This window comes from Marinobacter sp. CH_CUG1437-1, from assembly GCF_037029655.1.
Lineage (GTDB): Bacteria > Pseudomonadota > Gammaproteobacteria > Pseudomonadales > Oleiphilaceae > Marinobacter > Marinobacter salsuginis.
The window spans coordinates 78,145-102,950 of the sequence record NZ_JAYMEW010000001.1 but is presented as its reverse complement, the minus strand read 5'-3'; the positions used below and the strand labels follow the sequence as shown (position 1 = coordinate 102,950).

Below are 24,806 nucleotides of genomic sequence, written 5' to 3'. Positions count from 1 at the left end.
AACACATCCTTTAACTTATTCTTGGCTTTCAAGCCTCAAGGAATCGGTATGTCTGAACGTCCAGCTATTTATGTGTTGGAACAGGATTTTGATCGTTTATCCGCCATGTTGGAGAAACAGCCACATGGCAATGAAGCCGCCCAGGCGCTTGCGCTCGAGCTTGATAGAGCAACTCTGGTGGATGCCGCGAATCTGCCTACCGGCACCGTCACCATGAACTCCTTGGTCCATTTTAAAAATGAAAGTAACGACGCGGAGTACACGATGAGGCTCGTTTACCCGAGTCAGCGAGAGGCAGACGAGGAATGTGTGTCCGTTCTGGCTCCAGCGGGTGCCGCCCTCCTGGGGCTTAGGGTAGGGGACCGTATTGATTGGCCATTCGCCGGCAAGAAGCAGCTTCGTCTGAAAATCATTGATGTAACCCAAGCAAACTGAACAAGGAAGACGCATGAATCAAACAGGCACCCTTGGCGAGCTGTACGAGCAGATCGTCCTTAGAAATCCAGCGGAACCTGAGTTTCACCAAGCAGTGTTGGAGGTCCTGGAATCACTATCGCCAGTCATAGAGAAACATCCCGAGTACAAGGAAGCGAAGCTCCTCGAGCGCATTTGTGAACCCGAGCGGCAGATCATTTTCCGGGTGCCGTGGGTGGATGATTCTGGCACGGTACAGATCAATCGGGGGTTCCGGGTTGAATTTAACTCGGCTCTTGGGCCGTACAAAGGGGGCTTACGATTTCACCCTTCCGTCAATCTGGGCGTGGTTAAATTTCTTGGTTTCGAGCAGATATTCAAGAATTCCCTGACCGGCATGCCGATTGGCGGAGGCAAAGGTGGTTCGGACTTTGACCCCAAAGGGCGATCTGACAACGAGATCATGCGGTTTTGCCAATCCTTCATGACTGAACTGTATCGGCACATTGGTGAGTATACCGATGTGCCAGCAGGCGATATTGGTGTGGGAGCCAGGGAGCTTGGTTTCCTGTTCGGCCAATACAAACGTCTGACCAATCGCTATGAATCCGGTGTTCTGACCGGCAAGGGCCTGGGATGGGGTGGTGCCCGTGTCCGCAAGGAAGCAACGGGCTATGGCACAGTTTATTTTGTGCGGGAGATGCTGGCCGCTCAGGGGATAGACCTTGAGGACAAAGACGTGGTGGTCTCTGGTTCTGGAAATGTTGCGATATACGCGATGGAAAAGGTCCAGCAGTTCGGGGGCAATGTGGTCGCCTGTTCCGATTCGAGTGGTTACGTTTATGACCCAGCCGGCATCGACGTTGCGCTGGTTCGCCAGATCAAGGAAACCGAACGTGGTCGAATCAGTGATTATGCGGCTCGTCGGCAGAATGGCAGTGATTTTGTTTCCGGAGCGTCTATTTGGGAGGTGCCCTGCAAAGTGGCCCTTCCATGCGCAACTCAGAACGAACTGACAAACTCAGACGCGAAAGCGTTGATTCGTAATGGCGTCCTGGCCGTCGCCGAGGGTGCCAACATGCCGTGTACCCCGGAGGCCATGAAATTGTTCCGCGAGGCAGGCACCTTGTTCGGTCCTGCAAAAGCCGCAAATGCCGGTGGCGTCGCAACCAGTGCTCTGGAAATGCAACAGAACGCCTCCCGAGATTCCTGGAGTTTCGATTACAGCGAACAGCGCCTGAAAGACATCATGACCGAAATTCATCGGTCCTGTTTTGAAACCGCGGAAGAATACGGCCGGCCGGGGGACTATGTGTTCGGTGCAAACACGACGGGGTTCTGTCGGGTGGCTGATGCGATGCTGGCGTTCGGGGTGATTTAACACCCCATGCCAGCTTCTTAACTTTTTAGACTCATGTGTTCTCGCAGGAGAGAGGGCCGTTGGCCCCGCCGAAGGCGCAAACTCCCATAAACGCTCAGGCAAAGGTACTGCGAGGCACCGTTCAAAGCCGTCTGGAGAGCGACTGCCAACGCAGTCCACCGAAGGGGCAAGCAGAGCCGGGCTCTGTAAACTCTCAGGTATCAGGGACAGGGGGAGAGGCCGCAGAAACTCAGGAGTCCTCTGTGCTCATCTCTATCTATATGATTGCCATTACCGCCGAAGCCATGTCAGGCGCACTCGCTGCCGGGCGTAGAAATATGGATCTCTTCGGCGTTGCTGTTATTGCCTTTTTCACCGCGCTGGGTGGCGGAACTGTCCGGGACATTCTCCTGGGTAATTTTCCAGTTACCTGGACCCAGCACCCACGCTATATCTACATGACCATTACAGGTGGGCTGGTAACGATCGTGATCGCCCGCTTTATGCGCCACCTTCGTCAGCTATTTCTGGTGCTGGATGCCATAGGCCTCGTGGCCTTCACGGTTATTGGTTGCAATGTTGCCCTTGAGCTGGGTTATGACACAGTCGTTGTTGTGATGGCCGGCATCACCACCGGCATTTTTGGCGGTATCATCCGCGACATCCTGTGCAACCGGACCCCGCAGGTATTGCGCCATGAACTTTACGCCAGTGTTTCACTGGTGGTCGCTTTTCTGTACCTGACTCTGCTTCGTCAGGGCGTGGATGAGAGCGTGACCCTACTGGCCGCATTCAGCCTGGGCCTCCTGCTCCGTATGGCCGCCATTCGCTGGCGCTTGTCGCTGCCAGTGTTCAGCTATTCGCAGGCCCGCTGGGAGTGAGGGCTCCTCGGCTTCTTGTTTGCGGAATCTGGAGCAATCGGGAGTTGGGCCAGCGTGTGATTATCTCTCGCGAAACGCTTGCTTGATGTGCTCGGCCAGAACGTCGCTGGCATTGTCCCGGCCCGCGCGCTTCACCAGCATCACTTGATAATCTGCCAATGGTGGCAGTGATTCATGAGTAAGAAGGGTGAACGGTGGCCGGATCAATCGCTTCGGAAACGCTGTAATGGCGAGGTCCGCCATCATGGCTGCCTCCTGGCTTGCGCAGTGATCACAGGCGTAGGCGATTCGATAGTCGATTCCAGCGTTATTCAGAGCGTTCAGAGCGATTCTTCGCCATGTACATCCATGTTTTGCCAAAGTGACAGGTAGTGGTGTTCGTAGGACTGCATCGCCATCTTCGCGACCCACCCACACCAGCGGTTCGGTGAGAATCGCCTCACCTCGCGAGGCGGAACCGGGTTCTCCGCCCATCACGAGGGCGAGATCAAGCTCTCCCTCATCAAGTTTTGGGATTAAATCCATGCTATGGCCTACCGCAACGTCGACCTGAACAGCGGGGTAGGACCTGGCAAACTGAGCCAACACATTGGGCAGGATGTGTTCTGCTACCGCGTCAGTGATTCCCACGCCCACGCGCCCTTCCAGGGTGGGCGCCAAAAATTTTGAAACGGCTTCGGCGTTGAGCTTGAGGAGGCGGCGACTGTAGCCCAGGAGCATTTCACCCTCCGCATTGAGTCGCACGGATCGCGCCTCGCGAACAAACAGCGTTTGTTCGAGCGTGGCCTCCAGGCGCTTGATCTGCATGCTCAACGCCGAGGGCGTGCGGAATAGCTTTTCGGCGGCCCGGGTAAAACTGCCGCATTCAGCGATAGTGACAAAGGTTCGCAACACATCGCTGTCGAGAAGCGGTAGTGCGGCGCGATTGAGCTTCCTGGTTGACTGCCTTTCCATTGCTCCACCTTTAAGAAAAAGTGAACGGTCAGTCTAAAACTTTTCGTTTGATTGATCCAACTGGAAGTAGCAAGCTAACAAAAGAGGTCGCGACCCTCTCATTGAAAAATCACTTGGCATGGGTGCCCGGTCGTTGCACGGGACGTTTTGCCAAACAGCAAATGAAAGCGGAGGCACGCGATGAACCAAATAAACCCAACCGAACAAGCCCTCCAGGCATGGGAGAAAGCGAATCAATTGGAGCTACCTCCAGAGCCACCCGAGCTGTTGTTCTACATGCCGGCGACGCCACCCAGGAACTTCTTGAGGGCGTTGGACAGAGGGTGGTGGCTATGCAAGCGTCGGTGGCTTTTCCGGCGCCACATAGTGCCACTGCTGGCCTTTGGCAAAGAGGTAGAGCGGGCGATCGGCCTTCGGCGAGAGGACATCCTCTGGGCCAACCAGCTCCCGCTGACGGTCGATGTGATCCAGGCATTAAAAGCTCGAAAAGAGAAGGTCTCCTAGTCAAGAAAGACAGGAGCACTTGGGCTTCGGACATATGAGTTCCGGGCCCTTCAGGCGCGAATCCGTTTAATCGTGTTGAAACTAACCGGGGATATACTTCCCCGGTCCTGGCGCTCGTGAAATACCGGGAATTTATTAATCGAGAGGTAGCATGAATCCAGTATCAGGGTCCGGTGTCTTTTTGTTGTCTGCAGCGTTTTCGGCCATTTTCATGGGAACGATTGGCGCGATTTCTGTTTTCGCGGGTGCCGGAGCGGAAACGGTCACCTTCTATCGGCTGTTCATCGGAGCGGTCCTGATGGCGGTGTATCTGCTCGCATCGGGTCAACGAGCAAAGATTTGTGTGTGGCCTGGAACCAAGGTACTTATGACTGGGGCTTTCCTGGCCGGTTTTGTGGTGTTTTATATATTGGCGATGGATTTCACCGCGATGGCGAATGCCGTCATGGTGCTTTATCTGGCGCCAGTAACGGCGTCTATAGCCGCCCATTTCTTTCTTGGTGAGCGCCTTACGTCTGCGAGTGTCGGGCTGGTCGTATTCGCCCTGCTCGGTTTTGCCATGATGATGGAGTTCGATTTCAACCTCAGCGGTCGTGCGGAGGAAGCAATCGGTCTTGCTTATGCGTTTTGCGCCATGCTCTGCTACTCGGCGTTCATGCTGACCAATCGGTCTATTGACGAGCGTGTGCATGTTTTCACTCGCAGTGGTTACCAGATGTTCGCCGGGGCCCTGTGTATGCTGCCATTGATGCTGCTGGAGGCAGAAACCATCTCCAATGCGCAGTGGGGCTGGTTGATTGCCGCCGGTGTGGTGCCGGGTTTCCTGGCTATCATGTTGGCCGTAATTGCTCTGAATTCCCTGCCCGCGGCCACGTTCGGCACGCTGGCCTATCTGGAACCGATTACCGTAGTGGCACTTGCCTGGGTGCTTTTCGATCAGAGCCTCAACAGCCTCCAAATGGCCGGCTGCGCCCTGATTATTCTTGCCGGGATTGCGCAGGCGTTGTTGATGAACCGACGTTGGGGAGCTGAGGCAGCATCGGAAATGCCAGCGGGTCTCGATTCCAGAGTCTCCTGAGGAATTTTTTATCAGTTCACCCGGCTTTACCCCTTCCAGCTGTGCAAAGAGCCTCGACTGACTTGGAGAATGATATGAAACAGATCAAAGCGTTTATTAAGTATGCGCTTATGAGTGCAACCCTGATCGGCCAGAGCATGACCGCGTTGGCCAGTGAGCACCCTGCGGTCGTCGAGTCCCTCATAGATCGCGGCGTAACGATCAGCGGTACCTTCGATGCGCCGGGTGGCATGACCGGCTATGTTGGAAGTATGGAAGGCTGGCCGGTTGCCTTTTACCTCACCACAGACAGGCAACATGTAGTTGTCGGTCCGATGCTGGACTCCAACGGAGTGAACCTGACTGAGTCCAAGCTCCGGGAACTGGTTTTCGAGCCGGACAATGACCCCCGCCTTTATTAGGTGTTGGCGGGGGGCAATCATATTGCTTTGATGAGCCAGGGAGGAGAGCAGCAATGAGAACCATACTCCAGGTAGATTTTCCGTATGAGGGCCCTTTTGGCGATGAGATGGCAAGTTCGATGGCCGAGCTTGCCGAGTCTATTGCCAGGGAGCCGGGGTTCCTCTGGAAAATATGGACAGAAAACAGCGAGACGTGCGAGGCAGGTGGTATCTACCTGTCCGAAGATGAGGGCAGTGCGAGGGCCTATCTGGAAAAGCACACGGCCCGGCTGAAGGAATTTGGGGTGCCGAGAGTGAATGGCAAGGTATTTCAGGTGAACGAGCAGCTGTCTGCCATCGATCATGGCCCGATTTGAGGCATGTTTGTGGGAATGGCTAAGCGCTACTGACAGAGCTTCCGAAGTTTAGCCAGACTGGTTCCTCAGGTTTATCGGCTAACGCAAGTCCTGAACTTGCGATAGTTAGGCAAGCGCCCCAGAAAAAGTTCGCTCCTAAACAAAAGCGAACATTCGCGAATCTTTAATTTTTTCGTTTCCCGCTTGAAATAAGACAAACATATTTTCTTCATTTCCTAGGAGCGCGTTTTGGGATCACATCGCGGGCTGTTCTCCCCCAATTGGGACCGACTTCGACACGAATGTCCCGAGCAGTTATTTCCTCACCGCATTCGGAGCAAGTAGTCACCGGAGACATGCGGTGGCCGCAGGATTTATGGATGTGTATCAGGGGAACCCCACGCTCATCGGTCATGTAAGTGTTGCCCCAATGCACCAGTGCCATGATTACCGGGTGTAGGGCTAGCCCTTTTTCGGTCAGCCGATATTCCTCTCGAAGTGGTTTTTCCTGATACGGAACTTTGGTCAGTACATCGTTCTCAACGAGCTTTTTCAGCCGGTCCGTTAAGACATGACGGGTAATGCCAAGCCGGCTTTCGAACTGATCAAATCGACGTACTCCCAGAAAACAGTCCCGCAGGATGATGAGTGTCCAGCGATCACCGACAACAGCCAAGGCTCTGGCCACTGAACATGGCTCTTGATCCAGCTCTTCCCAACGCATTTCTTAACTCCTCTTGGATTCCGCCTTCAGTTTAACTTGACAGGTTCCAAAAAGGAACTGACTATTAGTTAGTTCCAAAAAAGAACCCAAATGTAGCAAGGGGCAAAGAGTTATGACAAATGACGAACAACAAGTGGCTGTAGTGATCGGTGCCGGCGACGCCACTGGTGGGGCGATTGCACAACGATTTGCCAGAGAGGGCTATTTGGTCGTTGCAACAAGACGTCATCAGGACGCCTTAGCTCCGCTCGTCCAAAAGATTGAAGAAAATGGCGGTAAGGCCATCGGACTGGGCTGCGATGCTCGTGACGAAGAGGCTATGTGCGGTTTGTTCTCAAAAATTGAGTCAGAAATCGGTGAAGTAGGTGTTGTGGTGTTCAACATCGGTGCCAATGTTCAGTTTTCGATTACCGAGACAACCGGACGTGTTTACCGAAAGGTGTGGGAAATGGCCGCATTCGCGGGATTCCTTGCTGGCAGGGAGGCGGCCAAAGTCATGCTGCCGCGGAGCCGGGGAACCATCATCTTTACGGGTGCTACGGCTTCCATGCGGGGCGGTGCCGGTTTTGCCGCGTTTTCCAGTGCCAAGTTCGCCTTGAGAGCCCTGGCTCAGAGTATGGCCAGAGAACTGGGACCCAAAGGTATTCACGTGGCGCACTCAATCATCGACGGTGCGATTGACACCGCCTTTATCCGCGATAACTTTCCAGATCGCTACGCGCTTAAAGCGCAGGGCGGTATCCTCGATCCCGACCATATTGCAGAGCAGTATTGGCGGCTCCACGAACAACCCAGAGACTGCTGGACCCATGAACTGGACCTCCGGCCCTGGATGGAAACCTTTTAAGGAGTGACGCCATGACTCAAATAATTGATTTCTATTTTGATGTGGGAAGCCCTGCCAGTTACCTGGCCTGGACACAGCTGCCCGCGCTGGCTCAAAGAGCAAACTCGGATATACGCTGGAAGCCCATGCTGCTGGGGGGCGTCTTCAAAGCTACCGACAATCAGTCGCCAGCGATGAATCCAACGAAATCCCGCTATACACGCATGGATATGGAACGTTTTGCTCGGGCTTACGGTGTGACCCTGAACTTCAATCCCTATTTCCCGATAAACACGCTTTTACTGATGCGGGGTGCCGTTGGCTTTTTGGGGGCTCAAGAGTTCCATCGGTATCTGGAAGCGGTGTTTCGCGCGATGTGGGTTGATCAGAAGAACATGAACGACCCCGAAGTCGCGGCTGACGTGCTGTACCAGGCAGGATTCAATCCCGACAAGGTGCTGGCTCTTTGTGAAGACCCGTCCGTAAAGGCGGAACTCAAACAGTTCACCGAAGAAGCGGTGGAGCGTGGTATCTTTGGCGCTCCTACGTTTTTCATTGGGGACGAGATGTTCTTCGGACAAGATCGAATGCCACAGTTGGAAAATTACCTTTCAGATAGGCAGGGGGCAGAGTTTTGAACGCTTCCCCGGGCACCTATGATCGGCTGATCAATCCTGTCCTGATCGCCGGGTGCATTATCATTCTGGTCAGTTTTGCGGTTCGCGCATCGTTCGGGCTGTTCCAGTTGCCGATTGCCCTGGAGTTTCAATGGCCCAGGGAGTCGTTTTCACTCGCTATTGCGATTCAGAACCTGTTCTGGGGCATCGGGCAACCGATCTTTGGCGCATTCGCGGAACGCTATGGGGATCGAAAGGCGATTCTGGGCGGTGGCGCTTTTTACGTCGTCGGGCTGGTGTTGTCAGCATTTGCCATTACCCCTGGGCAACACCAGTTGCTGGAAATGCTGGTCGGTTTCGGCATTGCCGGTACGGGGTTCGGGGTCATCCTGGCAGTCGTCGGGCGTGCGGCTTCAGACAAACACCGGTCGATGGCGCTCGGGATTGCCACGGCCGCAGGCTCTGCCGGCCAGATTGTCGGCCCCCCAGTGGCCAACGCTCTCCTCAGCGAGATGCCCTGGCAGTCGGTTTTTATTGTCTGCGCAGGCTTTATCATGCTTTCCATGATGGCTTTGTTGCTCATGCGAGCACCGAAGCCACAGAAGCCCACGGGAGACGAAGAACCCATGGGTGTTGTCATCAAGCGTGCGGTGCGAGATCCGTCGTTCCTGTTTATTTTTATCGGTTTCTTTTCCTGTGGCTACCAACTGGCCTTTATCACTGCACACTTCCCGGCCTTCATTACGGAAATGTGCGGCCCGATTGCCCCGAACAGCCTGCTCTACACGCTTGGGGTAACGTCGGCTTCCGGTCTTGGCGCCATTTCCATCGCACTGATTGGGTTGTTCAATATTGGCGGAACACTGTGCGCTGGTTGGCTGGGGAACAAGTACTCCCGGAAATACCTGCTGGCCAGCGTCTACCTGCTGAGAACGCTCGTGTCGGCGGCCTTTATCATGACCCCGATCACCCCAGAAACGGTGGTGCTGTTTTCCGTTGCCATGGGTTCGCTCTGGTTGGCCACCGTACCGCTGACATCGGGACTCGTCGCTCATATTTACGGCCTGAAATACATGGGTACGCTCTACGGCCTGGTATTCTTCTCCCATCAGTTAGGCGGGTTTTTAGGTGTTTGGCTGGGTGGTGCGATGTATGACATCTACAACGACTACACTCTGGTTTGGTGGGTTGGCGTGGGAGTGGGAGCTATCTCAGCGGTCATTCACTTGCCGGTTAAGGAGTATCCTTGGTCCCAGCGAGACAAGACAGCGCTGGCCACTTGATCCAGCCTTGCCTCATTCATCTTTCTGAGAGTGTGCGCAGCAGAGTCAGTCTCACGTGAGCGGAGATGGTTTATGCCGCCAATTTCTTACTTGAAGCCAATTGTCGCTTGACCTCCTATGGTCGCAGCTGCGACGGACTGGAGCCGTATCGCGCCTGGATGAATGTGATTCAGTGCTTTCCGGTGTGAAAGAACCCTGGCCGAAAACAGACCACTGACAAAGCCCAAAAAGAGATAAGAACAGGAGGAATCTCACGTTAAATTTGTGAGACATTACTCCGACTAACACAAAAGTAGCCGTCCAGCCTAAATGTTCGCTTTGCGACCAACGGTCGCATTTCAGTCCAACTCTCGTTTAGGTCTTAAGCTAAATATATTAAATGAATTGCTGCTGACTAACGGAGAGGGCGAACAAAGAGCGTGTGGAGGCTTCGTCCTAGAGCGCCTTGAGTATCAAAAACTGAGGTGGTGACTGCGCCGACCCCTCCGGAATCGATTTGTGTCCGAGCATCCATCCCGACCCAAGGACCTTCGGGGAGTCGGTGCATATTCAGAGTGAGATCGACAGGCACGAAGCTCCAGCTGTTGATATCCAGTTCGGCGCTGATACCGTTGGCCGAGTCCAGCATCAATAGCAGCGCATCGAGGCTATGCGGGGTTGCATCTTTAACCAAGGGGATTCTTGGGCGGGCCCACACCGTGGCCGGCCCTTGCCTAGAAAAGCAGCCTTCGGTGAAGCGCCACTCAATAGCTTGGGCGTAGGGAAAGGGCCCCATGCCGCTGAAGTAGCGCTGGGGTTGCTCCTCTGGTAGATCGGGGGGAGTGAAGGGATCTGGCACTGGTTCTAGACAATTGGGTTGACGCTCAAGCAGCCATGCATGGGCCAAAAGGACAGTTCGATCATTACACCTCATTTCAGCCTGAAGAAGTTCAATTCGCTTGCCAGGCCGTAGGGTCCTGACGGTAATTTCGCAGGGTTCGACAGGAATAGGCCCTAGAATCTCAGCCGTTATTCGGGCTATCTCTAACTCGGGCGGTGCAGGATAGGAACGAAGAGCACGGGAGATCAGGGCGATGGGAGGGCCGCCGTGCTGGGTGAGTGATGACCATGGGCCGATTGTTGCCTCGGTGGGCAGGAAGCGCCCCTCATCTTGCTGATGATAGAAGGCGTCTGGTAGTGAGAAAGGGCTCATGGTTGCTCCTTCAGTCTTTTTATTTGCTGAGCTATTGAATTATTTCGTCAGTTTTTAAAAAAAACTATTCCCATTTCAAGTATGCATCGTTATAGGCAATATCGCCTGCCACATACAGCAGCAACAACGCCATACTCAAATTCAGGAAACGAAAATAGTGTGGCTGACTAATCCTTTTTCCCAGACGTGCACCGATCAGCAGGTATGCGCTTGGCGCACCGAACGCTAGAATCGATAACAGTAATGACCAGATCAAAATCGAGCTGCCAGCGATCTCCGCCGCTGGGAACTGCACGGTCACGATAGGCAAAATAGCAATGTAGGACTTAGGGTTGAGCAACTGCATAACTAGCCCGGTTCTGAAACTCAAATTGCTAGCTGGGGCTTTTGACTGTTCTGTGGAGTTCTCTAAAGAGGGGTTGATGCTGGCTTGAGCGATCGTGTACGCCAAGTAGGCAATATAGAGACTGCCGGCACAGCTGATAAATAGTTGGTAGTTTGGGTTCACCAACCAAGATCCGGTATATCCGAAGACAAGGAATAGCAGCAGCATGGCGAACCCAACACCCATACTGAAGCGTAAGGTAGAACCGACCTGAGAATTGAGACCGGCATTCAGGCTTAAAAGATTTGACGGGCCGGGTGTGTACATAATGCCAAACGCGTACGCTAGCATTTCAATCATAGTGAATACCCTGGAATTAGAAAAAGAAATTGGGGATTAACGACGTTGCCCAATCGTTGCTGTTTTAGTAACGAGGTTTAGATCAACCGCTGAGAAAGTGTTGCTGATATTCTCTTGGCGTGGTGCCGTAGATCGGTTTGAACCGGCGGTTAAAGTGACTGAGGTCGCTGAATCCGTAGTTAAATACAACGTCATCAAGCGAGACGCCTGACTCCAGATCTTCACGAGCACGGTTGATTCGGCAATTGAGAACATATTGGTGTGGCGTCATGCCAAATTGCTGCCGGAACATGCGCAGGAAATGGTATTTTGAGAGGCTTGCGTGTTGGCTTATTTCATCCAGAGATAAATCTGTCTGGATATTCGCATGGATAAAATCTCGGGCTCGAAGCAGCAGGCTGTCGGTCTTTCGGCCGCTGTTATCGAGGGCGAGGCTTTCATGACGCTCCGCGACACGTGCTGCCAACTGATAAAGCTCGCACTCTTGCTGAAGCTCACTTTCGGCGTGAGTTTCAATCAACAAGGCAATATTGAGAATATGCTGACGTAACAACGGATCATCCAACAGGGTATCCTTGATTCGGAAATCACTGCTTTGCTTTACACCTGCACTGCGAAGCATTGGTTCCAACTGGTCAGGATGTATATAGAGCATGCGGTACAGCAGTGCATCATCCACACCTGAATGACCATCATGTACCTCACCTGGGTTGAAGATGATGATATTTCCTGGGTAGCTGCGATGAAACGAACCACTGGCAAAGAAATCCTGACGGCCAGCCAGTGTTACGCCAAACGAATACTCCTCATGAGCATGTTTCCCATAAGAAAAGTCCCTCATCTCGGCTTGCAATGCAGTTACCTGATCAAGGTGTTGGCTTTTAGCATATTGGAATAGATTGTCTTGCTTCATAACAACTCACCGTTCTACGCATCAGGAAGCGTCTACAGGTTACGATGTAGTATAGGGCTGAGCACAGATGCATTTCTTGGACAAAATTGCGCATTGGACTGAATAACTGTATTGGGTGGCGGCTGGATCGGGTTCTACCCCGTTACTGCGGACATTCCTAAAAAAGCTGTGGACTTACCCCCACCGAGCGTGAAACCGCTATGCCCCAAACGGAGGACTGTGAAAAGTCTTTGATCGCCCGTTCTGAACGTTCGCTTTGCGACCAAAGGCTTCGACAACAAGGCGTCTTGGGTTCATAGATAACGCGGAGTGGCTGTGCCTTGGAGATGGTGATGTGGAAGCCGTGCAAGGGGCCTTTTACTGAGTGAGATAGCAGCGGCTTAAAGAGACTGGGCACCAGCAAGACACAACTTGGACATAGCCAAATAAAAAAGGCCTGCGTTTTCACGCAAGCCTTTGAAATAATGGCCCGCCCGATAGGATTCGAACCTATGACCTTTGCCTCCGGAGGGCAACGCTCTATCCAGCTGAGCTACGGGCGGAACGAAAGTCAGCAGTGGTGTGCCGATTTCGAGTGCGCAATCTTACGTGCGAAGCAGGTCGCTGTCCAGCCCCTGAGGGCAAGTACTGCCCTCAGTTTTGAGGCAGTACTTGCTCGGGAGTAATCGTTACCAGATTGTTGTCGTTGCTGAAGGTTACCTCGCCATCCTGGATGGTTACCTGGAAGCTCATGGAGCGGTCGGCTAGCTCGGCCAGCGCCTCCGTATCATCGCCGGGCAGGTGGATGATGGTGAGGTTGTTGAAGCGTTCCAGTTTGCCATGATGTTTGTCCCACCAGACCGGGAAGGCGCGGTCGCCATAGGTGTACAGAATCACTTTGTCTGCGCGGTTGCTGGCTTTTCTGAGTCGATCTTCTTCCGGTAGGCCCAACTCAATCCACACTTCAATCTCGCCGGTCAGGTCTTTCTGCCACAGCTCGGGTTCGTCATCGGTGCTCAGGCCCTTGGTGAATTCCAGGGTGTCGCTGGCGTTCAGTGCAAAGGCTAACAGCCGGATCATCATGCGCAGGTCGGTTTCCGACGGATGCTGGGCGACGGTCAGGTGATGATTGGCGTAGTACTGGCGGTCCATGTCGGCGATGTTGAGCGTCGCCTTGTGGATGGTTGCTTTGAGCGCCATGGGCTTCCTGCATTGGTATCCATGTGGTGGTTTGGGCTAGTGTAATGCAATTCTTCCCCGGGTGAGTGTAAGCGCATGCCGATGTTGCGTGGTTTTCTGGTTCTGGTGTTGTTTTTCATTCTTGGCGAGTCTGTGCGCCTGCTTCTGGCGTTGCCGGTGAGTGGCGGCGTGCTGGGTATGGTGGTTATTACGTTTACCCTGATGGTTAAAGGCAGTGTCAGTGATGATCTGGCCCGGGCCAGCCAGGGGCTGATTGCGGTGCTTGTACTCCTGATCATGCCGGGAGTTGTGGGGGTGTTTTTCACGGCGGACCAGTTCTCGGGCCAATGGCTGGCGGTTGCGGCGGCGCTATTGGCGGGCACCTTCCTGAGTGTTCTGACGACTTTGGTATTAATGAAGGCTGTGACCGCCAGGGGAGTGAGCGATCGTGAGTGACTTTCTCGCCCGCTTCCAGGCGTTGCCGGAGATGCTTGCGGCCACGCCCATCCTTGCGATCGGTTTGACGCTTGGTGCCTTCTTCGCCGGCAACTGGCTGTTCTCCCGCATTGGCCGCCCTCTGTGGCTTCCGCCGGTGGTTCTGTCGGCGTGTCTGCTGTCTGGCGTTATCGCCGCTCTGGCGGTGGACTACCAGGACTACCAGCAAGGCGCGCGCTGGCTGACGGTATTGCTGGGGCCGGCCACCGTGGCGTTGGGGATTCCGCTTTACCAACAGATGCACCATATCCGTGCCATGTGGCGCCCGATTGTGGTCACCCTGCCGATTGCCGCCACCATGGCCGCCGTGTATGCGGTTGTGATTGGCTGGGCGCTGGGGGCCACGCCGGAGGTGCTGGCGTCACTGGCGCCCAAGTCGGTAACAGCGCCTATCGCCATCGGAATAACGGAGCAATTGGGTGGTTCCGTGCCCCTCATGATGGGTGGGCTTCTGATTACCGGTGTGGTGGCAACCCTCTTCGTTGACCTGCTTGCGCGGCTTTTGCCGGTTAAAGACGAGCGTATCCTCGGGTTTGCCCTGGGTTTGAATGGTCATGCGATTGGCACGGCGCGGGCGTTTGAAATCAGTCACGCCGCCGGTGCCTTTGCCTCGCTCGGGATGGGGCTCACTGGCGTGTTTACGGCCCTGATCTTACCTCTGGTTTTCCGGCTGTAAGTCTGCGCCAAATCAGGTCATTCACCTGGCGTATAGCCCCTTGTCGTAATTTCGATTGCCCTAAGTGTTTTCCGAGACTAGCTTGTTGGCCAGGCATTCGGCGCCGTTCTGCGCCGATGTTCCGTGAAAATTCCTAAAACAGCGACGGAAAACGCGATGAAAAAACTGATTGCAGCATTTGTCGGTTCCATGGCCCTGGCATCGGCACCGGTAGCCCTCTCTGCCGAGGCGACCAAGGAACTGAAAATGGCGTACGACGCCGACCCCGTGACCCTCGATATTCATGAGCAGCTGTCTGGCGGCATCCTTCAACTGTCCCATATGACCTTCGATCCGCTGCTGCGCTGGACCAAGGATCTTGGCTTTGAGCCGCGACTGGCAGAGAGCTGGGAGCGGATTGACGAAAACACCATGCGCTTCAAACTGCGTGAGGGCGTTAAGTTCCATTCCGGCAACGAGCTGACGACCGCCGATGTGAAGTTCACCTTCGATCGCCTGAAGCAGAGCCAGGATTTCAAGGCCATCTTCAAGCCTTTCAGCAGCATTAACATCATCGATGATTACACCTTCGAGCTGGTGACCAGCGAGCCGTATCCGCTGCTGCTGAATACCGCCACCTATATTTTCCCGTTCGACAGCGAGTTCTACACCGGCCAGACCGAAGACGGCAAGGACAAGAGTGCCATCCTCAAGCACGGCAACTCCTTCGCGTCCGAGAATCTGTCGGGTACCGGTCCGTATACCGTGACTGAGCGCAAGCAGGGTGTGCGCGTCGAGTTCGAACGCTTTGACGACTACTGGGATACCGAGTCTCCGGGTAACGTCGGCAAGATCGTGCTGACTCCGATCAAGGAGAACAACACCCGCGTTTCTGCCCTGCTGTCTGGTGGCGTCGACTTCATCGCGCCGGTTCCGCCCAATGATCTGGAGCGTATCCGCAACGACAAGAACGCCAGCCTGGTCACCATGAGCGGTACCCGCATCATCCTGTTCCACATGAACCAGGAGCGTGTGGAAGCCTTCAAGAACCCGAAGGTTCGCCAGGCAATCGCCTATGCGGTCAATCAGGAAGGCATTGCAGCCAAGATCATGAAGGGTTTCGCAACCCCGGCCGCCCAGATGTCCCCAGAAGGCTACCAGGGTTATAACGAGTCTCTGAAACCGCGCTTCGATGTGGCCAAGGCCCAGCAACTGATGAAGGAAGCCGGTTATGAGGATGGCTTCACCATCACCATGATGGCGCCGAACAACCGCTACGTGAACGACGACAAGATCGCTCAGGCAGTGGCCGCCATGCTGGCGCGCATCAACATCAAGGTGGATCTGAAAACCCTGCCGAAGGCCCAGTACTGGCCGGAGTACGACAACCGTGCGGCGGACATGATGATGATCGGCTGGCATGCGGATACCGAGGACTCCGCCAACTTCTACGAGTTCCTGACCTTCTGCCCGGATGCCGACAGCGGCGCTGGCCAGTACAACGCCGGCAACTACTGCAACCCGGAAATCGACGCCCTGGTACAGAAGGCCAACGTCGAGACCGACCTGGACAAGCGCGCGGCCATGTTGCAGGAAGTGGAGCAGCGTCTGTATGACGACGCCGCCTTTGTTCCGCTGCACTGGCAGGACCTGGCCTGGGCTTCGAAGAAGAATGTGAAGATTGAGCCGGTGCTCAACGTCATGAACTTCCCGTACCTGGGTGACCTGGTTATCGAGTAATCGCCTCTAACGGCAGGCCGGTGCTGGAGTGATCCGGTGCCGGCCTTTTGTTTGCAAGCCTTATCCGGAAGCTTTCCATGTTAGCGTTTTTGGTTCAGCGGATTTCCCAGGCGTTTCTGGTCATGTTTGTGATCAGTGTGATTGCCTTTGCCATTCAGGATGGCCTCGGGGACCCGCTTCAGGAAATGGTGGGGATGTCCGTCTCCGAGGAGGAGCGGGAAGCCATTCGAGACGAGCTTGGCCTAAATGACCCGATGGTGGTGCAGTACCTGCGTTTTGCGGGCAATGCGCTGCAGGGTGACCTGGGCAACTCCTACTTCTACAGCAAACCGACCTTGGAAGTGATTGCCGAGCACCTGCCGGCAACACTGGAACTGGTCATCGGTGCCAGCCTGATTATTGTGTTTCTATCTGTGCCGATCGGTGTCTATGCCGCGATCCGGCCCCAGGCGTGGTTATCCAAATTCTTTATGGGCGTCAGTACCGTGGGTATTTCCATCCCGGTGTTCCTGACGGCCATTGTGCTGATTCAGCTGTTCTCCATTGGTGTGACGGTGAGCTGGTTTCCGTCGGACACCGGCTGGGGGCAGTGGCTGAACGAGTTCTTTTCCACCGAGGGCGGGTTGCCCTCCTATGGTCGCGGTGATGAGCTGACGCACCTGTTCGGCACCTGGGAATCCGGCTTTTTCTCAAGCGGTGGCCTGATGCACCTGATCCTGCCATCGGTGTCGCTGGCCTCGATCATGCTGCCGCTGTTCATCCGGCTGATCCGGGCCGAGATGATGGAAGTGTTGCAGAGCGACTACGTCCGCTACGCTCGTGCCAAAGGCCTCAGTGCCGGCCGCATCAACTTCCTGCATGCGCTCAAGAACACCATGCTGCCGGTGATCACCGTCGGCGGTGTGCAGATCGGCATCATGGTGGCTTACACCATCCTCACGGAAACCGTGTTCCAGTGGCCGGGCGTGGGCCTGATGTTCCTGGAAGCCATTACCCGCAGCGACATCCCGCTGATCGTGGCTTACCTGATGGTGGTGGGCCTGATCTTCGTGATTACCAATACCCTGGTGGATCTGATCTACGGACTGGTGAACCCCACCGTCAAACTGACAGGAAAGAAAGCATGACAACGGCAACGGTTTCCCGCTGGGACCGCTTCCGCGAGTCCTTCTTCTGGTACAGCTTCAAGCGCGACAAGGTGGCCATTGTCAGCTTCGCCGTGTTGCTGCTGATGGTGCTGGCGGCGGTGTTTGCGCCCCTGCTGGCACCCGCCGATCCCTACGATCTGGCGCAGATCAATATCATGAATTCCGAGCTGCCCCCGGTGGGCATGAGCGGAGCTGATCCGGCCTTCCCCCTGGGCACCGACGCTCAGGGCCGGGATCTGCTGTCCACCATTCTGTACGGCACTCGCGTCTCGCTGATGATCGGCTTCGGGGCGGTGGTCCTGCAGGCGTTTCTGGGCATTCTGTTCGGCCTCCTCGCCGGCTACCTGGGTGGCAAGGTAGACGCGGTGCTGATGCGTATTGCCGATGTGCAATTGTCCTTCTCCACTCTAATGGTTGCCATCATCGTGGGCGCAGTATTCAAGGCCAGCTTCGGCAACCTGATGTTCGGTGAGATCGCCATCTACATGCTGATCTTCATCATCGGTGTCGCCGAGTGGCCCCAGATTGCCCGCACCGTTCGTGCCTCGGTGCTGGCGGAGAAAAAGAAGGAATACGTCGACGCCGCCAAGGTGATGGGCTTCGGGACACGTCGGATCATGTTCCGGCATATCCTGCCCAACACGCTGTCGCCCATCTTTGTTATCGCCACGGTCCAGATTGCCAACGCCATTATCTCCGAGGCGGCCCTGTCGTTCCTGGGGCTTGGCATGCCGGAGACCCAGCCGTCGCTGGGCTCGTTGATCAAATCCGGCTTCGACTACATCCAGAGCGGTTCCTGGTGGATCACACTGATCCCGGGCCTGGTGCTGGTGGTGCTCGTGCTGGTCATCAATCTGTTGGGTGACTGGTTGCGGGATGTGATGAACCCACGGCTGTACAAGGGGTAACACCATGGCACTGTTGGAAGTAAAAGATCTGGATGTGCGTTTTGCCGTTCGTGGTGGCGACCTGACCGCGCTGCGCGGTATCAGCTTCACCCTGGACAAGGGCGAGCGGCTGGGCCTGGTGGGGGAGTCTGGTGCCGGCAAATCGGTGGCCGCCTTTTCCATTCTCAACCTGATTGCCAAGCCCGGGTATATTGCGGGCGGGCAGATCCTGTTCGAGGGCAGAGATCTGGCCGCCATGAGCGAGCGGGAACTGCGGAAAATCCGTGGTAACCGCATCGCCATGATCTTCCAGGACCCGATGATGACCCTGAACCCGGTCCTCACCATCGGAACCCAGATGGTGGAGGCTATCCTTGCCCATCGAAAAATCAGCAAAAAAGAAGCCCGTGCCATTGCCCTGGACCGGCTGCAGAAGGTGCAGATTCCCTCCCCGGAGAAGCGTCTGGATCAGTACCCCCATGAGCTGTCCGGGGGCATGCGTCAGCGGGTGATCATTGCCATTGCCCTGCTGCTGGACCCGGAAATCATCATCGCCGATGAGCCCACGACGGCTCTGGATGTCACCATCCAGGCCGAAATCATGGATCTCCTGCTGAACCTGTGCGAACAGGAGAACGTGGCGTTGATGCTGATTACCCACGATCTGGGCGTGGTCTCCCAGGTGACCCAGCGGATGCTGGTGATGTACTCCGGCCGGATCATTGAGCAGGGCCCGACCCGGGAAATCATCAACGATGCCCAGCACCCCTACACCCAGGGTCTGATCAACGCGCTGCCACAGATGGGCGAGCCCGGCGAGCGGCTGTTCCAGATTCCCGGCTCCATGCCGTCGCTGAAGAACGTGCCCTCGGGCTGCCCGTTCCATCCCCGCTGCAAGTTCGCCACCGAGCAGTGCAAGCAGGCGATGCCGGAGTATGTCCGTTCGGGCAATGTGAATGTGGCCTGTTACGAAGTCGCCAACCTGATTGAGCAGGAGAAACGCATGCAGGAGGCCGAATCATGACCTCCCCTCTGGTAAGTATCCGCGGTCTTGAGAAACGCTTTGACCTCTCCGGCAGCCTGCTGGAGCAGATTACTTTCGAGGGTGGCCGTTTCCGCCGCAAACAGGAAGCCGTGCACGCTATCAACGGCGTGGATCTGGAAGTGCAGAAGGGCGAGGCCCTGTGCGTGGTGGGCGAATCCGGCTGTGGCAAGTCCACGGTCGCCCGCACCGTCATGGGCTTGCTCTCTCCCAGCGCCGGCGAGATCCACTACGACGGTCAGCGTATCGATAATCTCGAGCGCAAGGATTCTCTGCCCTACCGTCGCAAGATGCAGATGATCTTCCAGAACCCCTATGCCTCCCTGAACCCGCGCATGACCATTCAGCAGACCCTGGAGGAGCCGATCCGTTTCCACCATCCGGACTGGTCGCAGGTCCAGGTGCGGGACAAGATCCACGAGGTAATGCATTCGGTGGGCATTGATCCGGATTGGGGCAGCCGTTTCGGCCATGAGTTCTCCGGCGGCCAGCGCCAGCGGATTGCTATCGCCCGTGCGCTTGCAGTAGACCCCGAATTCATCGTGGCGGACGAACCCATCTCGGCCCTGGACGTATCCATCCAGGCCCAGGTGCTGAACCTGCTGATGGACGCCCAGGAAAGCCGGGGACTGACCTATCTGTTCATTACCCACGACCTGGCGGTGGTGGAGCACTTCGGCACCCGGGTGGCGGTGATGTACCTGGGGCGGGTGTGTGAGCTTGCGGATACCAAGACGCTGTTTTCCGCCCCCCGACATCCATACACGCAAGCGCTGCTTTCTGCGATTCCGAAACTGGAGGACGACCGCCCCAACCACATCCGCCTCAAGGGGGAAGTGCCCACACCGGTGAACCTGCCATCCGGCTGCGTCTTCCATGGGCGCTGCCCCTATGCCAACGAGCGATGCCGGCAGGAAATCCCGCAGCTGATCACCACGGATGGCGGTACCCAGGTTGCCTGCCACGCGGTGGAAGAGGGCCGGTTGTAACGGCGCCGCTGCGATAGGCTATGATGCCAGCAGCAGAACTCGCATCGATACAACGACATACCCTCAGGGGACTCCATGGAAGTACGCTGGTTGGAAGATTTTCTGGCGCTGGCCCGAACGCGCCATTTCTCACGTGCTGCTGAATTGCAGCACGTGAGCCAGCCTACGTTCAGCCGACGGATCAAACTTTTGGAAGAGGCTATGGGTAGCACGCTGATCAATCGTCAGACGCTGCCCCTCTCATTGACGCCTGCCGGCGAGATATTCCGGGAACTGTGCGAGCGGATTACCCGGGATGTCCGGGATACCCGTGATCGCATTACCGCCCTTGAAGCCGAGGTGTCTGCCAGGATCAGTGTGGGCTCCACCCAGGGCCTGTTCTCGCACTTCTACCAGGGCTGGGCCCGGGACGCCGGCATCGCTGAACGTCTGCAGCTAAACCTGAACGCTACCAGCTGGGTGGGGGAGCAGTTCCTGGAGGCGCTGGACAGTGGCGAGTGTGATCTGGTTCTGTGTTACTGGCACCCGGATCTGCCCTGGGGCGGCAGGCTGACCGCCGACAGTTACGATTGGCTGGTGCTGGCTCGTGAACACCTGGTACCGGTCAGCGTTTCTGACGATCAGGGGCATCCCCGGTTTGCCTTGCCGGGCAGTTCTGAACAACCGGTACCGCTGATTGCCTACCACAGTCGTGGTTTCCTGCAATCTGCGATTGAAGGCCATCTTGTTCGCAGCAGGCTGACCGCCAACCTGTTGCCACTCAATGAGAATACCCAGTCGGCCAGTATCAAGGCGCTGGTCAAACAGGGTTTCGGCATGGGCTGGCTGCCCCGGCGCATGACCGAAAAAAGCGAACAATTCGGCAGTCTGGTGCGTGCTGGTGATGAGAGCTGGGACGTGCCCCTCGAAATCCGCCTGATCCGTCTCCGGGATACCCGCTCGGAAGATCTGTTAACCCTCTGGAAAACACTGGAAGATGGCTATGCCTGATGATGCCCTGTTGCACCTGCAGATCGATCACCTGAAAGAACTGCAGGCCCGATACGAATCGGCGCTGGCGGAGCATGGTTACGACAGCCTGCTCATCTCATCCGGCGCCGCGCCATACCGCTATGGTGATGACCAGGCGTGGCATTTTCAGGGTTACGGTCCGTTCCTTCACTGGACCGGGCTGACCGGTCGCGAACACTGCTGGCTCTGGATTCGGTCGGGGCACAAACCTGTGCTGTGGCTGTATGAGCCGGTGGATTTCTGGCACGCCAATTCGCCTTTGGCGGAAGAACCCTGGCAGCAGTTTATCGAGGTTCGCAGCAGCGATTCACCCGAGGCACCGTTGTTGGATGATCCCGACAGCCTGGCGGTGATCGGCGACCCCGCACTGATCAGTAATGTTCCCGGAGACACAAACCCGGGCGATCTGCTCCGGGAACTGGACGAAACCCGGGTGCGCAAGACTCAATATGAAATCGAGTGTCTGGCGCAGGCCAACAGTCTGGCTCTGGAAGGCCATGCCGCCGCCAGGGAGGCGTTCCTGGCCGGTGAAAGCGAATTCGGCATCAACCTGGCCTACCAGAAGGCAACCGGTCAGCGGGAAGCCGAAGCGCCGTATCACAGCATTATCGGGCTGAACGAGCACGCAGGGACGTTGCACTACCAGTATTACGATACGCAGCCGCCGGGGCAGCCCCGCAGCCTGCTGATCGATGCCGGCGTCCGTTTTCGGGGCTACTGCTCCGACATCACCCGCACCACGGCAGGCCCGCAGGAGTCACACTTTGCGGCGCTGATCCAGGGTCTCGACCGACTCCAGGTCAGGCTCTGTGACATGGTCGCGCCGGGGGTGGACTACATCGACATCCATCGCAAGGCGCATCAGGGGCTTGCCGCCCTGCTGTCGGCCACCGGTCTGGTGTCTGGCCTGGACGATGATGCCATCGTCGAAAAGGGCATCACCCGTGTGTTCTTCCCCCATGGCATCGGTCATTTCCTGGGCGTACAGGTTCACGATGTGGCTGGTAAACCAACGCCGCCTCCGGAAGACGCGCCGTTTCTCCGCCTCACCCACAGGCTGGAACCCGGTATGGTGGTCACCATCGAACCGGGTCTCTATTTTATTCCTTCCCTGATGGATCCCTTGCTGGAAGGGGGGTTGGGGCAGTACCTGAACCGCGAGTTGATTAGCCGGTTGAGGGGCTGCGGGGGCATTCGTATCGAGGACAACGTGGTGGTCACCGAAAACGGCTCGCGGAATCTGACCCGAGGCTCATGAGCCTCGCAATACAAAAAGTTGCACAAAATTAAGTCAGAAGGCTTGCATTTCGAGATGCCAATGACAATAATTATCACTAACTTTTATTGTCATTGGTGATTCACTGCTATGTACGTTTGCCTTTGCCACGGCGTAACCGACCGGGAAATTCGCGAAGCTGCCGATAACGGCGTGTCATCCATGCGTCAGCTTGGCAAAGAGCTGGGTGTTGGCACGCAATGTGGACGTTGTGCCTGCACCGCCCGCGAAATATTGCGCGAGAGCCGCACGCCCGACTACCTGGCCATGGCCAATATGCTAGCCCAGCCTGCCTGACCGGTACGATTGTCCGGTTCTATTTTTCTCTTGTCCGATAAGGGGCTATCCTAAGAGGCTGACACATTCGGCCATCAGGGAGCCCTATCATGAAAGGCGATAAAAAGGTCATCCAGCACTTGAACAAGGTCCTCGGCAACGAGCTGACCGCGATCAACCAGTACTTTCTCCATTCCCGCATGTACAAGGATTGGGGCATTACCAAGCTGGCCGCCAAGGAATACGAAGAGTCCATCGACGAAATGAAGCATGCAGACCTGCTCATTGAGCGGATCCTGTTTCTCGAAGGCCTGCCCAATCTCCAGGATCTCAACAAGCTGTTAATCGGCGAGAACGTCGAGGAAATGATCTCCTGCGATCTGAAGCTGGAAGAAATTGCTCACAGCGATCTGAAAGAAGCGATCCTCTATTGCGAGGAAGTTCAGGACTTTACGAGCCGTGAGCTGTTCCGCAGCATTCTCGATAGCGAAGAAGAGCACATTGACTGGCTGGAAACCCAGCTGGAAATGATTTCCCAGATGGGCGTCCAGAACTACATCCAGCTTCAATCATCCGCCGCGGAGTAAAGCCAGACAATGGACTTGTCATGTTTCAAGGCCTACGACCTGCGAGGCCGGGTGCCGGATCAACTGAACCCGATCCTGGCTGAGAAAATTGGCCGCGCCTATGTTGAGATAACCGGCGCGAAGAAAGTGATCGTCGGCTACGACATTCGTCTCTCAAGCCCGGACATTGCCGAAGCGCTCAGCTCCGGCTTGATGGCCGCGGGCGCGGATGTGTTCGATATCGGTCTGTGCGGCACCGAACAGGTGTATTTCGCCACCAGCCACTACAAGATGGACGGCGGTATCATGGTGACCGCCAGCCACAACCCCAAAGATCACAACGGCATGAAAATGGTCGGCCCCGAATCCCGGCCCATCAGTTCCGATAATGGGCTGAATGAGATCCGAGATCGGGTGCTGGAACCTTTTGCTGATGCTGCAGAACAGGGCCGGTACGAGCCCCTGGAAGTGATGAGCGCCTACGTTGATCACCTTCTGGGGTACATCGATGCCGGTTCTCTCAGCCCGCTGACGATTGTTTGCAACGCCGGTAATGGCGGTGCCGGCCTGGTTATCGACGAACTCGAACAGCACCTGCCTTTTGAATTCGTCAAAGTGCACCATCAGCCAGACGGCCATTTCCCGAACGGCGTACCTAACCCGATCCTCCCGGAAAACAGGGCGGCCACGGCCGACGCCGTTATCGCAGAAGGTGCCGCCATGGGCATCGCCTGGGACGGCGACTACGACCGCTGCTTCTTCTTCGACGAAAACGGCCGCTTTATCGAGGGCTACTACATCGTCGGACTGCTGGCCGACCAGTTCCTGCACAAAACCGGCGGCGGCAAAGTCATACACGACCCCCGCCTGACCTGGAACACCCTGGATCTGGTGAAAGCCGCCGGCGGCGAAGCCATCGAAAGCAAGACGGGCCACGCCTTCATCAAGCAGAGAATGCGTGACGAGGACGCGGTCTACGGCGGCGAAATGAGCGCCCACCACTACTTCCGCGACTTCGCTTACTGCGACAGCGGCATGATCCCCTGGTTGCTGGTTGCCGAACGCCTCTGCCAGTCCGGCCAGACATTGTCGTCGCTGATTGATGCCCGAATCGAAGCCTACCCGGCCAGCGGCGAAATCAACCGCACCATCGCCGATCCCCCCAAGGTTATCGCTGCGATTGAAGCCAAATACAGCGTCGGCGCCAATAGCGTCAGCCACGTGGACGGCGTCAGCATCGAATTCGACGACTGGCGTTTTAACCTCCGGATGTCCAACACCGAGCCGGTTGTCCGTCTGAATGTGGAATCGCGGGCGAATATCCCCTTGATGGAAGAGAAAACCGAAGAATTGCTGGCCGAAATGGATCGGCTGAACAAAGAAGGCTAACTCAGCG

At 56.1% G+C, this 24,806-nt stretch carries 28 protein-coding genes, 1 tRNA gene and 2 riboswitches; of the genes, 22 read left to right on the top strand and 7 right to left on the bottom strand.

The features are described 5' to 3' along the window. The first annotated feature begins 48 nt into the window (after positions 1-48). From rnk to WA411_RS00470, 3 genes are all read left to right on the top strand, one after another. Entirely contained in the window at positions 49-435 is a 387-nt protein-coding gene (gene rnk, locus WA411_RS00480; protein ID WP_291905634.1) for a nucleoside diphosphate kinase regulator, read from the top strand. Between the two features lie 13 nt (positions 436-448). After that, complete coding sequence (gene gdhA / locus WA411_RS00475; RefSeq protein WP_291905636.1) at positions 449-1,795, top strand: NADP-specific glutamate dehydrogenase; 1,347 nt, start codon at positions 449-451, stop codon at positions 1,793-1,795. Between the two features lie 34 nt (positions 1,796-1,829). Beyond that, a riboswitch (glycine riboswitch) is annotated at positions 1,830-1,915 on the top strand. 1 nt (position 1,916) lies between these two features. Continuing rightward, positions 1,917-2,015, top strand: a riboswitch (glycine riboswitch). Between the two features lie 22 nt (positions 2,016-2,037). Then, positions 2,038-2,655 (top strand): trimeric intracellular cation channel family protein, encoded by a 618-nt coding sequence (locus tag WA411_RS00470; RefSeq protein WP_418766799.1) that lies wholly within the window; start codon positions 2,038-2,040, stop codon positions 2,653-2,655. 60 nt (positions 2,656-2,715) lie between these two features. Here WA411_RS00470 and WA411_RS00465 read toward each other — a convergent pair whose 3' ends face one another. Beyond that, positions 2,716-3,609: a LysR family transcriptional regulator gene (locus tag WA411_RS00465; protein WP_291905638.1), complete on the bottom strand. Its 894-nt coding sequence runs from the start codon at positions 3,607-3,609 to the stop codon at positions 2,716-2,718. Between the two features lie 180 nt (positions 3,610-3,789). On the opposite strand from WA411_RS00465, the gene WA411_RS00460 reads away from it, so the two are divergent. From WA411_RS00460 to WA411_RS00445, 4 genes are all read left to right on the top strand, one after another. Continuing rightward, positions 3,790-4,113 carry a hypothetical protein gene (locus tag WA411_RS00460; RefSeq protein WP_291905640.1) on the top strand — a complete coding sequence of 108 codons (324 nt, stop codon included), beginning with the start codon at positions 3,790-3,792 and terminating at the stop codon, positions 4,111-4,113. 151 nt (positions 4,114-4,264) lie between these two features. Beyond that, on the top strand, positions 4,265-5,191 hold the full coding sequence (locus WA411_RS00455) for a DMT family transporter (RefSeq protein WP_291905642.1): 927 nt from the start codon (positions 4,265-4,267) through the stop codon (positions 5,189-5,191). Between the two features lie 74 nt (positions 5,192-5,265). Then, entirely contained in the window at positions 5,266-5,592 is a 327-nt protein-coding gene (locus tag WA411_RS00450) for a hypothetical protein (protein WP_291905644.1), read from the top strand. 53 nt (positions 5,593-5,645) lie between these two features. Continuing rightward, entirely contained in the window at positions 5,646-5,948 is a 303-nt protein-coding gene (locus WA411_RS00445; protein WP_291905646.1) for a monooxygenase, read from the top strand. Positions 5,949-6,156: 208 nt separating this feature from the next. Here WA411_RS00445 and WA411_RS00440 read toward each other — a convergent pair whose 3' ends face one another. Then, on the bottom strand, positions 6,157-6,651 hold the full coding sequence (locus tag WA411_RS00440) for a winged helix-turn-helix transcriptional regulator (protein ID WP_072677225.1): 495 nt from the start codon (positions 6,649-6,651) through the stop codon (positions 6,157-6,159). A 112-nt stretch (positions 6,652-6,763) separates the two neighbouring features. On the opposite strand from WA411_RS00440, the gene WA411_RS00435 reads away from it, so the two are divergent. The 3 genes from WA411_RS00435 to WA411_RS00425 are packed head-to-tail and all read left to right on the top strand — an operon-like array spanning position 6,764 to position 9,377. Further along, a complete protein-coding gene (locus WA411_RS00435; protein WP_072677226.1) occupies positions 6,764-7,498 on the top strand; it encodes an SDR family oxidoreductase in 735 nt (244 codons plus the stop codon). Between the two features lie 11 nt (positions 7,499-7,509). Then, positions 7,510-8,115 carry a 2-hydroxychromene-2-carboxylate isomerase gene (locus WA411_RS00430; RefSeq protein ID WP_291905652.1) on the top strand — a complete coding sequence of 202 codons (606 nt, stop codon included), beginning with the start codon at positions 7,510-7,512 and terminating at the stop codon, positions 8,113-8,115. Further along, positions 8,112-9,377 (top strand): MFS transporter, encoded by a 1,266-nt coding sequence (locus tag WA411_RS00425; RefSeq protein ID WP_072677228.1) that lies wholly within the window; start codon positions 8,112-8,114, stop codon positions 9,375-9,377. The genes WA411_RS00430 and WA411_RS00425 overlap by 4 nt, the downstream gene beginning before the upstream one ends. Before the next feature lie 394 nt (positions 9,378-9,771). Here WA411_RS00425 and WA411_RS19075 read toward each other — a convergent pair whose 3' ends face one another. The 5 genes from WA411_RS19075 to WA411_RS00405 all read right to left on the bottom strand — a co-directional run bounded on the left by WA411_RS19075 (position 9,772) and on the right by WA411_RS00405 (position 13,346). Continuing rightward, the gene (locus WA411_RS19075) at positions 9,772-10,569 is read right to left on the bottom strand and encodes a thioesterase family protein (protein WP_291905655.1); all 798 of its coding nucleotides are present in this window, start codon (positions 10,567-10,569) and stop codon (positions 9,772-9,774) included. Positions 10,570-10,633: 64 nt separating this feature from the next. After that, on the bottom strand, positions 10,634-11,254 hold the full coding sequence (locus WA411_RS00420) for a LysE family translocator (protein ID WP_291905657.1): 621 nt from the start codon (positions 11,252-11,254) through the stop codon (positions 10,634-10,636). An 82-nt stretch (positions 11,255-11,336) separates the two neighbouring features. Continuing rightward, complete coding sequence (locus WA411_RS00415; protein WP_058340751.1) at positions 11,337-12,167, bottom strand: AraC family transcriptional regulator; 831 nt, start codon at positions 12,165-12,167, stop codon at positions 11,337-11,339. A 465-nt stretch (positions 12,168-12,632) separates the two neighbouring features. Beyond that, a tRNA-Arg gene (locus WA411_RS00410) sits at positions 12,633-12,709 on the bottom strand. A gap of 91 nt (positions 12,710-12,800) precedes the next feature. After that, positions 12,801-13,346, bottom strand: coding sequence for a YaeQ family protein (locus tag WA411_RS00405; protein WP_291905662.1), 546 nt, complete (start codon positions 13,344-13,346; stop codon positions 12,801-12,803). Positions 13,347-13,421: 75 nt separating this feature from the next. Between WA411_RS00405 and WA411_RS00400 the strand changes: the two genes are divergently transcribed. From WA411_RS00400 to WA411_RS00345, 12 genes are all read left to right on the top strand, one after another. Beyond that, complete coding sequence (locus WA411_RS00400) at positions 13,422-13,781, top strand: CidA/LrgA family protein (RefSeq protein ID WP_291905664.1); 360 nt, start codon at positions 13,422-13,424, stop codon at positions 13,779-13,781. Further along, entirely contained in the window at positions 13,771-14,496 is a 726-nt protein-coding gene (locus WA411_RS00395) for an LrgB family protein (protein WP_291905821.1), read from the top strand. The genes WA411_RS00400 and WA411_RS00395 overlap by 11 nt, the downstream gene beginning before the upstream one ends. A 156-nt stretch (positions 14,497-14,652) precedes the next feature. Beyond that, a complete protein-coding gene (locus tag WA411_RS00390; protein ID WP_291905666.1) occupies positions 14,653-16,215 on the top strand; it encodes an ABC transporter substrate-binding protein in 1,563 nt (520 codons plus the stop codon). 77 nt (positions 16,216-16,292) lie between these two features. Further along, positions 16,293-17,342: an ABC transporter permease gene (locus tag WA411_RS00385; RefSeq protein WP_153634830.1), complete on the top strand. Its 1,050-nt coding sequence runs from the start codon at positions 16,293-16,295 to the stop codon at positions 17,340-17,342. Beyond that, positions 17,339-18,271, top strand: a complete 933-nt coding sequence (locus WA411_RS00380) for an ABC transporter permease (protein ID WP_014575818.1) — start codon at positions 17,339-17,341, stop codon at positions 18,269-18,271. Before WA411_RS00385 ends, WA411_RS00380 begins: the two co-directional genes overlap by 4 nt. A 4-nt stretch (positions 18,272-18,275) precedes the next feature. Next, entirely contained in the window at positions 18,276-19,274 is a 999-nt protein-coding gene (locus WA411_RS00375; protein ID WP_222466017.1) for an ABC transporter ATP-binding protein, read from the top strand. Continuing rightward, positions 19,271-20,281, top strand: coding sequence for an ABC transporter ATP-binding protein (locus WA411_RS00370; RefSeq protein WP_064228475.1), 1,011 nt, complete (start codon positions 19,271-19,273; stop codon positions 20,279-20,281). Before WA411_RS00375 ends, WA411_RS00370 begins: the two co-directional genes overlap by 4 nt. A 75-nt stretch (positions 20,282-20,356) precedes the next feature. Further along, positions 20,357-21,271: a LysR family transcriptional regulator gene (locus tag WA411_RS00365; RefSeq protein ID WP_291905681.1), complete on the top strand. Its 915-nt coding sequence runs from the start codon at positions 20,357-20,359 to the stop codon at positions 21,269-21,271. Next, the gene (gene pepQ / locus WA411_RS00360; protein ID WP_291905683.1) at positions 21,264-22,550 is read left to right on the top strand and encodes a Xaa-Pro dipeptidase; all 1,287 of its coding nucleotides are present in this window, start codon (positions 21,264-21,266) and stop codon (positions 22,548-22,550) included. Before WA411_RS00365 ends, pepQ begins: the two co-directional genes overlap by 8 nt. 108 nt (positions 22,551-22,658) lie before the next feature. Continuing rightward, positions 22,659-22,865, top strand: a complete 207-nt coding sequence (locus WA411_RS00355; protein WP_012139146.1) for a bacterioferritin-associated ferredoxin — start codon at positions 22,659-22,661, stop codon at positions 22,863-22,865. Positions 22,866-22,954: 89 nt separating this feature from the next. After that, the gene (gene bfr, locus WA411_RS00350; RefSeq protein WP_136630861.1) at positions 22,955-23,431 is read left to right on the top strand and encodes a bacterioferritin; all 477 of its coding nucleotides are present in this window, start codon (positions 22,955-22,957) and stop codon (positions 23,429-23,431) included. A gap of 9 nt (positions 23,432-23,440) precedes the next feature. Further along, positions 23,441-24,799, top strand: a complete 1,359-nt coding sequence (locus tag WA411_RS00345) for a phosphomannomutase (protein ID WP_136630860.1) — start codon at positions 23,441-23,443, stop codon at positions 24,797-24,799. Positions 24,800-24,806 lie beyond the last annotated feature (7 nt).